Genomic DNA, 13,899 nt, shown 5'->3' with positions numbered 1-13,899 from the left:
CCCCTTCAACCGAATCGGCCGGTGATATAATCTTCAGTTTTCTGATTCTGCGGCGAAGTAAAAATAACCTGTGTATCATCGTACTCTATCAGTTTTCCGAGATAGAAGTAGGCGGTGTAATCGGATACGCGTGCCGCCTGTTGCATGCTGTGTGTGACGATCACGATGGTGAACTTCTTCTTCAGCTCATCAATCAGTTCCTCGATTTTAGCCGTGGCGATCGGGTCCAGTGCGGAGCAGGGCTCATCCATCAGAATGACTTCCGGTTGCACGGCGATAGCGCGGGCGATGCAGAGTCGCTGTTGCTGGCCGCCGGAGAGGGCGGTTCCGGGCTTGCGCAGGGAGTCCTTGACCTCATCCCACAACGCGCCGTCACGTAGAGCCTTCTCCACCCGGTCATCGAGTTCACTTTGCGGGTAGTTTCCATGCAGCCTCAGGCCGTAGGCGATATTATCATAAACCGTCATCGGAAAGGGGGTTGGCTTCTGGAAAATCATGCCGACCCGGTGGCGCAACTGCAGCTCCGGCACTTTCGGGTCGAGAATATTCTCACCGTCAAACAGAATTTCGCCTTCGCCGCGATGGCCTTTGTAGAGGCTGAACATGCGATTGTAGCAACGGATATGGGTGGACTTTCCGCAGCCGGACGGACCGATGAATGCTGTTACCTTGTTGGCGACGATATCCAGCGTGTTGTCAAACAGGGCCTGCTTGTTGTCGTAGAAGAAGTTCAGATTGCGTACGGCAATCTTGACGTCGGGCTTGTTAGTTTTGGTCAAGGCTTGCTCCTGCCAGAAGAAAGTATCAGGCGTGTAATAATGTTCACGCAAAGCACGGAAACGGTAATCAGAAAAGCTGCGCCCCAGGCCAGTTCCTGCCAGTCATTATAGGGACTCATGGCATAATTGAACAGGGTCACTGTCAGGTTAGCCATTGGCTCGTTCATGCTTTGCATCCAGTATGGACTGTTCATGGCGGTAAATAGCAGCGGGGCAGTTTCTCCGGCAACACGGGCGACTGCCAGCATGATACCGGTCGCCATGCCGTTTTTCGCGGCGCGAAAAACGATATTCATCATCATGTTCCAGTAAGGTGCGCCCAGTGCGAGAGCCGATTCCCGCATTTCACCGGGCACAAGCCGTAGCATCTCTTCGGTGGTGCGAATCACGACCGGTAGCATCAGGATGGCCAGTGAGACGGAGCCGGCCCAGCCGGAGAAATGGCCCATGGTTTTGACCATAATCAGGTAGACAAAGACGCCGACAACAATGGACGGAGCGGAGACCAGAATATCCGAGAGCGAACGTACCAGACGACCGAACAGGTTATGCTTGCCGAATTCGGACAGATAGGTGCCTGCCATTACGCCAACAGGAACCGCCATCAGGGCTGCCACGATTGTCATTACCAGCGTGCCGATAATGGCATTGGCCAGTCCTCCCCCCTCTTCGCCGGGCGGGACGGGTAGTTCGGTAAAGAAGTTCCAGTTTATAACACCGAAGCCGCGCAGTACTACGTCGCCCAGAATCCACACCAGCATGACAATGCCCAGTAGTGCGGCGAGCGTAGAGATGATCAGTACAAAGCGGTTGATGAATTGCCTGCGAAAGGTGCGTGAATTGAGCATATCAGGCACCCCGCTTTTTGTTGGTCGAATGCAGCCAGAATTCGGCAATGCTCAGTACAATAAAGGTGATGAGGAACAGTACCAGGCCGAGTTCGATCAGTGCTGAGGTATAGAGTTTGCCATCGGCTTCGGTAAATTCGTTGGCCAGCGTGGAAGCGATCGAGTTGCCCGGTGCCAGCAGCGACCAGGATAGGTGGTAGGCGTTGCCGATAACAAAGGTCACAGCCATGGTTTCGCCCAGCGCCCGGCCCAGGCCGAGGAAGATGGCGCCGACGATGCCCTTGATACCATACGGAATCATTACATCCTTTACGACTTCCCAGTTGGTGGCTCCAAGTCCGTAGGCAGACTCTTTCAGGTTCTGGGGACACATGAGAAACACATCACGGGTGATCGAAGCGATAAAAGGAATGATCATCAGTGCCAGTACAAGGCCGGCTGTGAGTATGCCGATGCCGATCGGCGGCGTTGAAAACAGCGGCATGAAACTGAAGTGATCGTACAGCCAGGGTTGAACCGTGTCAGCCATAATCGGAACAATAACGAATAGCCCCCACATGCCGTAAACAATGCTGGGAATTGCAGCAAGCAGTTCAATAGCCGTGCCTACGGGCTTGCGCAGCCAGTATGGAGAGATCTCAGCCAGAAACAGGGCGATACCGAGGCTAACCGGCAAGGCAACCAGCATGGCAACGAGCGTGGTCAGCAGGGTGCCGATAATGGCAATCAGAGCGCCATATTCATTGCTTACCGGGTTCCAGTCGCTGCTGGTCAGAAAGGAGAAGCCGAACTTATCAATCGCCGGTTGTGACTCGTGCCAGAGGACGCCCAGCATGACAATGAACAGAATGGCAATGAAGGTGGCAAATGCGGCAGTCAGCAGTCGAAACAGTTGATCGGCTGTGAATCCGGGTCTGCCGGAACTTGCAGTTGACATGGAATGATCCCCTCTCTTCTTATACTGTGACAGTCTCTAAATGATGACGCATAAAGTCAAACCCAATGGTTTTTTTCAAGCCGGACGATACATACAGATGCCCCATTGACTCGTTATATAAAGCCTGGCGGATATGCATCGTGCGGATTGAAAAACGGGGCCAGGTAAACCTGGCCCCGTCCTGATCATGAGCGAGCCTTACAGCTGTATGTCAGCTATAAAGATGCTTTTTACTTCCAGATTGCACCGCCGTTGGCAGTACGGATCTCGGCAGACCATGTCTTCTCGACCATATCGATAACCTTTTTCGGCATCGGTACGTAGTCCAGCTCCATGGCCATCTTTGAACCATTCTTGTAGCTCCAGTCAAAGAACTTCAGTACTTCTTTGGCGGTGGCTGCATTAGCCTGGCTCTTGTACATCAGGATGAATGAAGCGCCGGTGATCGGCCAGGATTTAGCACCTGGCTGGTCGGTCAGCACCATGTAGTAACCCTTGGCATGAGCCCAGTCAGCGCCGGCAGCGGCAGCCTGAAAGTTCTCGGCAGTTGGAGCAACAGCGTTGCCTTCGTGGTTGACGAGGCGAACAGATGACATGTGGTTCTGCAGCGCATAGGCATATTCAACATAGCCGATGGAGCCTGGAACCTTGCTGACGAATGCAGCTACGCCCTGGTTGCCCTTGCCGCCCAGACCGGTAGGCCATGATACAGCCTTGTTGTTGCCGATATCCTTGGCCCAGTCAGCGCTGACCTTGGTCAGGTAGTTGGTGAAGATCCAGGTAGTGCCGGAACCGTCTGCACGGTGGACAACAGCGATCGCATCATCCGGCAGGTTAACGCTCGGGTTCAGCTTTTTGATGCGCTTGTCGTTCCACTTGGTGATCTTGTTCAGGTAGATGTCTGCCAGCACGTCGCCGGAGAGAACCAGCTGGTTAGCGCCGATACCCTTGATGTTCACAACCGGCACGACGCCGCCCATGATCATTGGGTACTGCATCAGACCTGCTGCATCCAGTGCTTCAGGTTTGAGTGGTGCATCGGATGCACCGAAGTCAACGGTTTTAGCCTTGATCTGCTTGATGCCGCCGCCGGAACCGATGGCCTGATAGTTCAGACGAACGCCGGTTTCCTTGTTGTAGGCATGTGCCCACTTACCATAGACCGGGTAAGGGAAGGTTGCGCCAGCACCATTGATGGTGGCTGCGGCGTGTGCCTGTACGGCAAAGCCGAAAGCGAATGTAGCCAAAGCTGCAATAATCATCTTTTTCATGCTTATCTCCTTGTATTAAATTGAGGGTGAAAAGTGGGTAAAATAATCAGGCCGGGACAACAGGCCCCGGCCTTTCATTGTACTTAGTAGGTGTACTGTGACCAGACACCGATCTGGGTAGTCTTGGCAATATCGCCAACAACGTGAGCCAGTGCAGTGGTCTTGTCCTGAATATAACCCAGAGTGAAGGTTACATGCTTGGTCGGATCGTAGCTAACGCCAGCGAGGAAGCGGGTGCGCTTCTGCTTGGCCTGACCGGCAGGGATTGCGCCGGCAACCAGTGTATTGCTCTTCTCCTGCTCATAGCGACCGACAACACCGAAACCGTTACCTACGTTCGCCCAGCCCCACAATGCAGCTGTTTTTGCATCAATGTTCTTGCTGGCCTTGTCCTTGTTCGAGATATAGTTAGCACCGATGCGGAAGTCATGCGTACCGTAGGTGACCATGATCTGATACATGGACTGCTTCAGCGGGTTGGTAGCAACGTTGGCTACAAAGGTCTTCTTGCCGCGGTAGCCTGTGTTGTAGCCCAGATCGATGGTCAGGCCTTCGATCGGATAGATGCTGACACGTGACTTGTAATCGATGCCGTTGCTCTTGGTCAGATTGCCGTAGCCGCCGCCGTTCACTGCAGTTACCCAGTAACCGATCAGGCCGTCAGCCAGCTTGCCCTTGAAGCCGATGCCGATATCAGCGGAATCATCATATTTGAACTCATCAGAAGATACTTTGCTGAAGTAGCGATGTTTCCACAGGCCCTGCTCGTAATCGATCCATGGGTTGTGTGATACACCCAAACGCATTTCCAGTGCCTTGCCGTACAGCTTGCCTTCAAGGTAAGCGTACTTCAGGTACACGTTGGTGGTTTTACCGAGGCCGGCAGCTGTTTCAGTAGCTACGTCGGTAGTGATGCGCATCATCCAGTCACTGTTGAAGTAGTATTTACCCGTCAGATAGGCACGGCCCAGATTGAAACCCTGAGTTTTTGTTGTTGATGTTACACCGGCAGTAGTTGTGTCGGATTTTGAATTGGTAACGTCGACAAAGACCTTGCCGCTGAGCTTGAGCTTGCTTTCACCGTTGTCATAAACGCTCACGCCACCGGCAAATGCCGGAGCAGTGAATGCGAACATGGCGATCGCAGCAATAGATTTGATAATTGCTTTCAATTGTATCTCCTTTTTTGTGTTGCTAAGAGGGTCCCTTTCGGGTCGCGGCGGACGTTAACCGGTGTTTGTGTCATTGCTGTGACATGCAGGGAGATCGGGTTGTCTTGTCACAACAATGACTTGTTTGACCGTATATTTCGTTGTCAATCAAACGAGAAGAGAAGAGGAGTGCATGATATGCATGTCACTGATAGTTTATTAGATGCCTATGAGGCGACACTGGAAGCCAGTCCGGTATATATGCGTTTTCGGGGAATGCCTGTTTGCGAATCCATGGGGGGGCGCGAAAGCATGATGTTGTTTTCCTGCCTGGATGTTGTGTCGGTAGCTGCCGGGGAAACAATTTATGAAGTCGGAGAAGTCTCGGATCAGACCATGCGGCTGGTGATAGAAGGACGCGTGTCAGTAATCAGCCCGTCGCTGGATACTTATACAGAGCTCGGCGCCGGCGATACCTTCGGGCTGTTTTCCTTCCTTGATGAAGATCGCCCTCATTCAGCCAGCCTGAAAGCGATATCCAATGTAACGCTGCTGACACTGAACCGCGACTATTTCAACGTGATCACGCTTGAAGACCCTGTGATGGGGAATCATCTGTTGCGTTTTATGTTCCGCTTGCTTTCGCGTATGTCGCTAAAACTGGAAACTGAATATGCGGCCATACACAATTATGTGACAGCCAGAAGGGTTTGATGCTTGAGATTGCCGGCGTCAGATTACAGTATCACGATCTTATGAATAATAACCAAGAGAACAACGCCAGTGGTGCGGATATTCTTATTATCGAGGATGAAGATGCTATCGCACGACTGATGGGGCTGCATCTGCGTGCCGCCGGCTATACAACATATCGCTGTGCGGATGGAGATGATGCTCTGAGTTGTCTGCGTGATGGTCAGTGGCGGCTGGTAGTGCTTGATCGCATGTTGCCCGGTACCGGCGGCATGCAGGTATTGCGCTGGCTGAAAGCTTCTGAGAAACGGGCACATATTCCTGTGTTGATGGTGACTGCGCTTGCGATGGCGTCTGAACGGGTGCAAGGCCTGAATGATGGCGCGGATGATTATCTGCCCAAGCCGTTTGAGCCGGATGAATTGGTGGCTCGTGCGCGTGCACTGTTGCGCCGGAGCCGCATTGTTGAATCAGGTGTTGCTGTTGAGCAGGGTATTCAGCTCGATCCGGATGTACCGGTCGTATTCGAAGGTAATGTACGGGTTGATTTACGCCCCATGGAATACAAATTGTTGCAAATGCTGATGAAAAAGCCCGGTAAAACCCGCAGCAGGGATTATCTGCTCGACCATGTCTGGGGTAATGATGTTTATGTGGAACCGCGTACCGTGGATGTCACGGTCAAGCGTTTACGCAAGGCATTGAAAGAGCTTGGGCGCAAGAATTGTGTCGAAACCGTGCGTGGCATGGGTTACCGCTTCCTGCCGCCATCCGAAAAAAAGTGAAACAGCGAACAAACCTGTGAGTACAAACGGTTTTCTGCTGCTTCTGGGGGGAGTGGCAGCGGCATGGTTTTTTTCTCTCTATAGTATGCGTCGTCAGGTACGCAGTTATCAGCGCGAGGTTCGGCGCCTGCGTGACCTCTGCGGCAGTGCCGGGGAGATCTCCGAGCAGCATCTGAACTCATTGCTGGCCGCAGTGGATCAGGTGATGCTGCGCATGAACAGCAGGGGGATGGTGGTTGCGGCCAATGCCAGTGCCTTGTCTTTATTCAGCATCAAAGCGGAGGATTTGCCGCAATCTATCCTCTCTTTCTATCGGGACAGCGACTGGCATGATGCATTCAAACAGGTGTTTAACCGGCTGCCACAAGAAGGAAATCTGCCGGATATTTTGCTGCCAGATATCACGATGGCAGGCCGGGTACTGATGCCGAGAGTTGCGCGCCTGGGTGATAATGAGGTGCTGATGCTTTGTCTGGATATTACCGACAAGCACCGGCTGGAGATCCAGCGTCGAAGTTTCATGGCAAACCTGATGCATGACCTGAAAACTCCCCTGACATCATTGCTCGGCTATGCTCGTAGCCTGCAGCGTTTTGGCGATGATCCGGGCTTTCGTCAGGAGGCGATTCAGGTGATTGCAGACGAGGCAAAGCACGTGAATCACCTGCTCGACGCCATGCTGACACTCGACCAGATCGAATTTGCCGGCAGCGATCCGGATGCCTCCTGTGACGCCGAAGATGTGATCCGGCAGGTGTGTGATATGTTGAAAGAGCCTGTCTCCAATAAAAAGATCTCACTGATTTGCGATATCCCGGATGATTTGCCAGATATGCGTATGGATGTGGACAGCTTTGAGCGGGTTGTGCGCAACCTGCTGGAGAATGCGACCCAATATGCACCCAAGGGTGGAAGAGTGACCTTGTCGCTGCAGCAGGAGGGGGATATGGGGCGGCTGGTGGTGCGCGATGACGGGCCCGGTATTCCGGATAAGCATCTGAAGCGCGTGACCGAGCGTTTTTACCGGGTGGATAAGGCGCGTAGTCGCGAATATGGCGGTCATGGACTGGGCCTGGCGATCGTTAAGGAGTTATGCGAAGCGCATGGTGGCAGTGTACAACTGACCAATGTCGATCCCCACGGCCTGGAGGCGACACTGGCTATTCCGTTTGCCTGAGAGCCTGCCTGAATTTAATCGGACAGAGCTTTTTCGGCCGGTTTAACGAACGCCTCGCCTCTATTCGGCAAGTGCATTTTTTTTATGCGGATGTGTATGATTAGCGCAATGTGGGATGATGCGAATATGGACTGCAATGGCAGGACGCAGGGTGTTGTCGTAATCTTTGCGCAGGAGAGCCGATGATTACCTGGCTGTTGCCGCTGCATATCAGCCTGGTCGGCTTGTCACTGGTGCTATTTACATGGCGTGGGGTGCGTACGTGGCAGGGAAGGCCGATAAATGGCCGCCTTCTGCATCGATATGTACCCGATACGGTGGACACGATGTTGCTGGCCAGCGGTATTTTTCTGGCCTGGTCGCTGCAGGTGATGCCCTGGCACGCTGCATGGCTGGCAGCGAAATTGATAGCTATCCTGCTCTATATCCTGCTGGGCTTCGTCGTGTTCAGGTACCGGGGCGCAATATGGATTAACCGCGCAAGTTTTGTTATTGCCCTGATTGCGGTGGTCTATATCGTTGCCGTGGCTCATACCATGCAGCCGTGGCCATGGTGATGAGACCATGCAGATGATGAGGAGGATATAGATGGCGTTAGTGGCCTCAATACATGTGGATCTTGGCTGGGAGATGCCGGATATCACGCTCAAAGACGTGGAAGGTCAGACACTCTCCCTGCGCGAACAGGCAGGGACGAACGGGCTGTTGGTGGCGTTTACCTGTAACCATTGTCCCTATGCGCTTGCTGTCTGGCCGCGGCTGATTCGACATGCGGCCACCCTGAAACAGATGGGGATCCATACCGTGGCCGTCAATCCGAATATTCATCCGGATTATCCTGCTGATGGGATACCTGCGATGAAAGAAAAAATTACCGAGTGGGGCATCGATTTTCCCTATCTGGTCGATGCGACTCAAGATGCGGCCAGAGCCTTTGATGCTCAATGCACCCCGGATCTGTACCTCTTTAATGGCGACGGCAGGCTTTATTACCACGGGCGTTTTGATGACTACTGGAAGGATGAAACGAAGGTGACGCGTCAGGAGTTGATGGCTGCCGCTGAACTGCTGACCGCCGATGAGAATCCGCCGCAACCTCAGCACCCGACGATTGGCTGCTCGATCAAATGGGTGGAGGAATCATAAAGTTGGGTTATGATCGCCGCCTTGCACTGATTGGCAGGCAGAGGACAGTTTTTAATATAGCAGTTTGATAAATAAGTTCGTGAGGGAGTTTGTTTTATGAATGTTTATACGTTTACCGGGCGTCTTGCCCGTGATTGTGAAACCCGTTTTACCCAGAGTGGTATGGCTATCTGCTCATTTTCAGTAGCTGTGGATTATGGTTTTGGTGATAACAAGGGAACGAACTGGATTCGCTGCTCCCTGTTCGGCAAGCGTGCTGAAGGCAAACTGCCTCAATACCTGCTCAAGGGAACGCAGGTAGCTGTCAGCGGTGAGTTGAGGGTTCGAGAATATACCGATAATGACGGTAACAAGCGCACATCGGTTGAATGCAATGCCGACTCTCTGGATCTGATCGGCGGACGCTCCGAGGGCTCAGGATCATCGGGCGGTGGCGGCGGTGGAGGCTTCCCAACCCACGGTGGCGGCGGCAATGCCCCGCGTGGCAATGCTCCTGCCAAAGGTAATGATCCGTTTGCCAGTGCACCCGACTTCGGCAGTGTGCCGGTGGATGACGATATTCCTTTTTAAAAAAACACCTTAGGTATAACGTATTACTGGAAGCCCGCTTTTATAGCGGGCTTCTTTTGTTATGGTTGTTTGCGCAGGCGTGTTGCCATGCTTCAACCAACCTGCGGCAGAAAGAGCGCATGTCCGGGAGGTAAGCGGTTGTATGCTGTCGCAGTGTATTTAACCCCGAGTTGCCCAGATGCGCACACTCGCTGGTTCCAAGCGCGATCCAGTTTTCAATGATGCTTGCATCAACTTCGATATGAAATTGCATACCATACTGGCAGTGCCCCAAACGAAACACCTGAGCCGGCACATCGGGGTGGGTCGCCAGCAGGGTGGCGTGATCAGGCAGGGTGAATGTCTCCCCGTGCCACTGGAATACGGTAAGCTCTGTGGCTGGCAGGGCTGAAAACAGCGGGTCTGCTGCTGCCTCTGCTGTCGGATAGACCGGAAACCAGCCCAGCTCGCGCACAGGTGATGGCATGATGCTCCCGCCTGCCGCTTTGGCCATCAACTGTGCGCCGAGGCAGATGCCCAGCATTGGCACCCCTTCATCGATTCGTTTTTGCAGCCACAGTAATTCATCCCGTATATAGCTAAGGTGAGTGTCATTGGCCGACTGCGGACCGCCCATGATGATGATGCCGTGCAGGTGATCGGTATTGGCAGGCAGCGTGTCGCCTGCATAGACATGAGCTGTGTGCAGGTGATGGCCGGCTTCACGTAGCAGGTCGCCGATCAGGGCCGGCGATTCGATATCCAGATGCTGAAGGACAAGAAAATTCATCTGTCGAGGCTACTGCTGCTCAGGCATATCAGCAACGGCATAGCCCTGTTTATACTTGCGCCTCATCACCCTTGTCGGCATCAATATAGCGCTGTCGCTTGGCTGCTTTAAGTTTGTGCAGGTCAACCACGACCAGTCCGTCCACGCAGTTGGAGAAATCCGGATCAATATTGAAGTCCAGAAAACGGACGCCGCCCGGCTCGCACAGTTCACCATACTGTTTGAACAGTGTCGGCACGCTGCAGCCCAGATGCCGTAAACGGCTTTTCAGCGTGATGTAGTCGCGTTTGCAGTCATCGCCGGCAAAGCTTGCATGCATCTCTTCGATTGTGGCGGCATTCAACCGGTATGGCAGACGGGCCTTGGCCATGCAGGAACCGGAAGCGAAGTAGGTGCCGTAAAAATGGATCAGCATATCTCTGGCGGCAGCCGGGTAGCTGTCGCTGATGGTGACCGGTCCGAACAGATAGCGATAATCGGGATTGCGGCGCAGAAAGGCGCCGATGCCGAACCAGAGATAATCCAGACTGCGTTTGCCCCAGTAGCGCGGTTGCACAAAGCTGCGCCCCAGCTCCAGTCCCTGTTGCAGTACTTGTGCCATATCGGGCTGGAAATCGAACAGTGTTGCACTGTAGAGGTCGGAATCGTCGGGGTTGCGGGTATCGCGCAGGCGGTAGGCGCCGACAATTTCCAGCTCTGCTTCATCCCACAGGATAATCTGCCGGCAGTGGCGATCAAACGGATCAACATCCCGGCGCTGGCCAGTGCCCTCGCCAACAGCCCGGAAAGAGAGCTCTCGCAAACGGCCGATCTCACGCATAATGCAGCAGTCCGGGTTGAAGTTAAACAGATAGATGCGCTTGCCGTCGCTGGTTTCACCCAGCTGTTCGCATGCGTGTATCTCCTGGCGCAGTTGCTGGCGATTTTCCGGATGGGCGATGGCGCGGCTGGTGGCGAATACCGGCTCCTTCTGTTTGCCAATACGGTAGAGATGCCGCTGAAACAGTTTTACGCACGATTTCATCGGCAGGTGGGTGCGCTGGTAGCTGTCGAACGGGACAGGATTGCCGATGGAGATATGTACCGAACGGCGGGCCTGTTTGAACATCTCGCGTACCAGCCACAATGTTGATAGCGGACGAGAGAAGAGTGACAGTGCATAGAAAAACATCGAATTCCGCCCATCAATATAGACAGGCAGGATGGGCGCGCGAGTGGCTGTGGCAATGCGTAAAAAGCCGCTGTTCCAGCTGCCATCCCGGATGCCGGCTGGACTCATGCGTGAGACTTCACCGGCCGGAAATATGATAACGGCACCTTCATTTTCCAGGTGCCGGTATACGGATTTCAACTGCTCGCGGCTGCTGCGACCACCCATATTGTCCACGGGCAACAGTAAAGGAGCCAGCGGCTGGATACCGGAGAGTACCTGATTGCCGACAGCCTTTACATCACGCCGTATCTCGCCGACCAGTCGGATCAGGATCGCGGCATCGAGCGTGCCGATCGGATGGTTGGCAATAATCACAACACGACCGCGTGGCGGAATACACTCCCGCTCGGTACCGCGCAGCGTGTAGCCGAATGAGAAATGTTCCAGTAACTGCTCGACGAAATCGAACCCTGTCAGGTGGGGATATCGGGCCTGAAACCGATTCAACTCTTTTTCGTGAAACAGGATCCGCAATATGGCCTGTAGCGGTCTGCGCAGCACTCCCGGCTTGTTCAGCAGGGCGGGCAGGTGTTTGGCGGTGAGTGCGTCTACATTTAGCAAGGGAGACCTCCATGCGATCAAACGCATAATGGCATGCTTGCATGACATCCCTGTTGCAGGGCCATGACAGGGGCGTGACACTTTTAACCCGGAATATTCATAAACACTGTTGCGCCCTTGCTTGTCCGTTTGTCTTCACCAAATCCTTCGTCAAAAGTCCGTAAGCACCGCTACGCACTATTTCCTCATAATTCGTTGCAAACAAACGTTCGGCGCAATTATCACAACGGTTCATGAATAATCCGGGTTAAGTGGCTGTAGAAATGCGGGGTTTCCAGTCCGCGCGGCCAGTGGTACAAGTCGCCTATGGATATCTCTCCCCTGATCAATCGCGTGGCGCGTGGAAAAAATGGTTCGGAAAACCTGACGCAGCAGGAGGCGCAGACTGTTTTTGGCCAGCTTCTGCAGCCGGGAGCGGACCCGTTACAGCTGGGTGCATTGCTGATTGCCATGCGCATGAAGGGGGAGGTGTCGGAGGAGTTGGCCGGATTTGTTCAGGCGGCGCACTCCCATATCAAGGGTTTTTCTGCAACCGAAGCTCCGGCCGGAGCGGTGGATCTGCCCTGTTATGCGGGCAAGCGCAGGGCGGGCCATGCCTATCTGGCAGCGGCGCTGAAGGCGCGGGATGCCGGCATCCCGATATTTGTGCACGGTGTTGAAGCCATCGCAGGGCGGGTTACGGCCTGGCAGGTGTTGGAGGCGGCTGGCGTGACACGGGCAGAGACGTTGGCTGATGCCCGGGCTGTGTTGCAGGCCGAGGGCATTGTTTATACCGATCTGTCCGACTTTTGCCCCGATCTGTTTACGATCTACAATCTGCGTCCGCGTCTGGGAGTACGCTCATTCGCCAACTCTGTGGCGCGACTGTTGAACCCCCTGATGTGCGCAGGACAGCTCAACGGTTTTTTCCATACGCCCTATGCCGATTATATGGCCGGAGCCAATGTGCGCCTCGGACAGGTGCGCTCGCTGATTTTCATGGGGGCGGAGGGCGAGCCGGAGCTCTACGCCGATCGGCAGAAAGTGATTGTGCAACAACAGGGAGATACGGTCAGTCGTGTATGTTTTGATGAGGCGGGTTTATCACCCTATCCGCGTGAGGCGATGGATGCCGGACTGCTGAAACAACAGAGTAGTGCTATGCTCGCGGGCGATATGAACCACCGGGAGGCGGCAGTACTTCAACGTATGGGCGAGGCCTTTGCCTGGGCTTCAACGGGTTGTTTTCCGGGTGGATGGAGTAAGGAGGTTTAATCATGGCAAGGGTACTGGTGCCGTTTACCACAGGGGTGGAAGAGATTGAGCTGCTGGCCATCGTCGATATTCTGCGACGCGCGGGGGTTGAGGTATGCATGGCGAGCCTTGATGGCAACATGGTGACAGGTCGTTCCGCCGTGACCATGGCTGCTGATGCGGATATTCGTGATGTGGCCGACGATGCATGGGATATGGTGGTGTTGCCGGGCGGTATGCCGAACGCACATCTGTTGCGCGATGATGCCACCGTCAAAATGGTGGTGGAGCGCTTACGGGCTGAGCGCAAATCGATAGCAGCGATCTGCGCTGCTCCGACTGCGCTGGCCGCCTATGGCCTGACTGCCGGCAAACGGGTGACCTCATACCCCGCATGTCGGGCGGAGATGGAGGCCTTGCAGCCCTCCTCGGTGTATGTAGATGATGTGGTGGTTGAGGATGACTTTTTGATTACCAGTCGGGGAGCGGGCACGGCAGTCGCCTTTGCGCTGTGTCTGGTCGCCCGCCTGTGCGGTGTAGCCAAAGCGGTAGAGGTCAAATCTGACATCGTAGCCTAGAGTCAAAATCGATTCACAGCTGCGTATGCAGAGTAAGAAAAAGTGTGTGTAATTTATTGGCTGGGATGCTGTAAATAGTCGGGCCTGCCCACCAGTTTTACCCAACGCGGTGTCCTTTGTGATGGGCAGGAGCAAGGCTCGGCACTCCCGAGCTGCGATAGCTTAAATGAGCCAGCCGCATGGATGCG

General features: G+C 54.2%; 15 protein-coding genes. 8 read left to right on the top strand and 7 right to left on the bottom strand.

Annotated elements, in window-relative coordinates:
- Positions 1-5: 5 nt before the first annotated feature.
- The 5 genes from pstB to SPV1_RS13130 all read right to left on the bottom strand — a co-directional run bounded on the left by pstB (position 6) and on the right by SPV1_RS13130 (position 5,007).
- On the bottom strand, positions 6-779 hold the full coding sequence (gene pstB / locus SPV1_RS13150; RefSeq protein ID WP_009851719.1) for a phosphate ABC transporter ATP-binding protein PstB: 774 nt from the start codon (positions 777-779) through the stop codon (positions 6-8).
- Positions 776-1,627, bottom strand: a complete 852-nt coding sequence (gene pstA, locus SPV1_RS13145; RefSeq protein ID WP_050754746.1) for a phosphate ABC transporter permease PstA — start codon at positions 1,625-1,627, stop codon at positions 776-778. The genes pstB and pstA overlap by 4 nt, the downstream gene beginning before the upstream one ends.
- 1 nt (position 1,628) lies before the next feature.
- Positions 1,629-2,564, bottom strand: coding sequence for a phosphate ABC transporter permease subunit PstC (pstC, locus tag SPV1_RS13140; RefSeq protein WP_009851717.1), 936 nt, complete (start codon positions 2,562-2,564; stop codon positions 1,629-1,631).
- 230 nt (positions 2,565-2,794) lie between these two features.
- Positions 2,795-3,835 carry a phosphate ABC transporter substrate-binding protein PstS gene (gene pstS / locus SPV1_RS13135; protein WP_009851716.1) on the bottom strand — a complete coding sequence of 347 codons (1,041 nt, stop codon included), beginning with the start codon at positions 3,833-3,835 and terminating at the stop codon, positions 2,795-2,797.
- Positions 3,836-3,918: 83 nt separating this feature from the next.
- Positions 3,919-5,007 carry a hypothetical protein gene (locus tag SPV1_RS13130; RefSeq protein WP_009851715.1) on the bottom strand — a complete coding sequence of 363 codons (1,089 nt, stop codon included), beginning with the start codon at positions 5,005-5,007 and terminating at the stop codon, positions 3,919-3,921.
- 177 nt (positions 5,008-5,184) lie between these two features.
- Here SPV1_RS13130 and SPV1_RS13125 point away from each other — a divergent pair, with 177 nt between their 5' ends.
- From SPV1_RS13125 to SPV1_RS13100, 6 genes are all read left to right on the top strand, one after another.
- Positions 5,185-5,700 (top strand): Crp/Fnr family transcriptional regulator, encoded by a 516-nt coding sequence (locus SPV1_RS13125; RefSeq protein WP_040881883.1) that lies wholly within the window; start codon positions 5,185-5,187, stop codon positions 5,698-5,700.
- A gap of 41 nt (positions 5,701-5,741) precedes the next feature.
- Positions 5,742-6,464, top strand: a complete 723-nt coding sequence (locus tag SPV1_RS13120; RefSeq protein ID WP_231288409.1) for a winged helix-turn-helix domain-containing protein — start codon at positions 5,742-5,744, stop codon at positions 6,462-6,464.
- Positions 6,465-6,480: 16 nt separating this feature from the next.
- Positions 6,481-7,641, top strand: a complete 1,161-nt coding sequence (locus SPV1_RS13115; protein WP_009851712.1) for a sensor histidine kinase — start codon at positions 6,481-6,483, stop codon at positions 7,639-7,641.
- Positions 7,642-7,823: 182 nt separating this feature from the next.
- Positions 7,824-8,198: a SirB2 family protein gene (locus SPV1_RS13110; RefSeq protein ID WP_009851711.1), complete on the top strand. Its 375-nt coding sequence runs from the start codon at positions 7,824-7,826 to the stop codon at positions 8,196-8,198.
- Between the two features lie 31 nt (positions 8,199-8,229).
- Entirely contained in the window at positions 8,230-8,787 is a 558-nt protein-coding gene (locus SPV1_RS13105) for a thioredoxin family protein (protein WP_009851710.1), read from the top strand.
- 96 nt (positions 8,788-8,883) lie between these two features.
- On the top strand, positions 8,884-9,357 hold the full coding sequence (locus SPV1_RS13100) for a single-stranded DNA-binding protein (protein ID WP_009851709.1): 474 nt from the start codon (positions 8,884-8,886) through the stop codon (positions 9,355-9,357).
- A 40-nt stretch (positions 9,358-9,397) separates the two neighbouring features.
- Here the strand turns inward: SPV1_RS13100 and SPV1_RS13095 are convergent, their stop codons facing one another.
- Both SPV1_RS13095 and SPV1_RS13090 read right to left on the bottom strand, forming a co-directional pair.
- A complete protein-coding gene (locus SPV1_RS13095) occupies positions 9,398-10,126 on the bottom strand; it encodes a type 1 glutamine amidotransferase (RefSeq protein ID WP_009851708.1) in 729 nt (242 codons plus the stop codon).
- A 49-nt stretch (positions 10,127-10,175) separates the two neighbouring features.
- Positions 10,176-11,948 carry a lysophospholipid acyltransferase family protein gene (locus tag SPV1_RS13090; protein WP_009851707.1) on the bottom strand — a complete coding sequence of 591 codons (1,773 nt, stop codon included), beginning with the start codon at positions 11,946-11,948 and terminating at the stop codon, positions 10,176-10,178.
- Between the two features lie 258 nt (positions 11,949-12,206).
- Between SPV1_RS13090 and SPV1_RS13085 the strand changes: the two genes are divergently transcribed.
- Together SPV1_RS13085 and SPV1_RS13080 are read left to right on the top strand one after the other, a co-directional pair.
- Positions 12,207-13,154, top strand: a complete 948-nt coding sequence (locus tag SPV1_RS13085; RefSeq protein ID WP_009851706.1) for an anthranilate phosphoribosyltransferase — start codon at positions 12,207-12,209, stop codon at positions 13,152-13,154.
- A gap of 2 nt (positions 13,155-13,156) precedes the next feature.
- Positions 13,157-13,711: a DJ-1 family glyoxalase III gene (locus SPV1_RS13080; protein ID WP_009851705.1), complete on the top strand. Its 555-nt coding sequence runs from the start codon at positions 13,157-13,159 to the stop codon at positions 13,709-13,711.
- The last annotated feature ends 188 nt before the right edge of the window (positions 13,712-13,899 follow it).

The organism is Mariprofundus ferrooxydans PV-1 (genome assembly GCF_000153765.1).
GTDB classification, from domain to species: domain Bacteria; phylum Pseudomonadota; class Zetaproteobacteria; order Mariprofundales; family Mariprofundaceae; genus Mariprofundus; species Mariprofundus ferrooxydans.
This window is presented reverse-complemented; position numbering and strand designations above follow the sequence as displayed.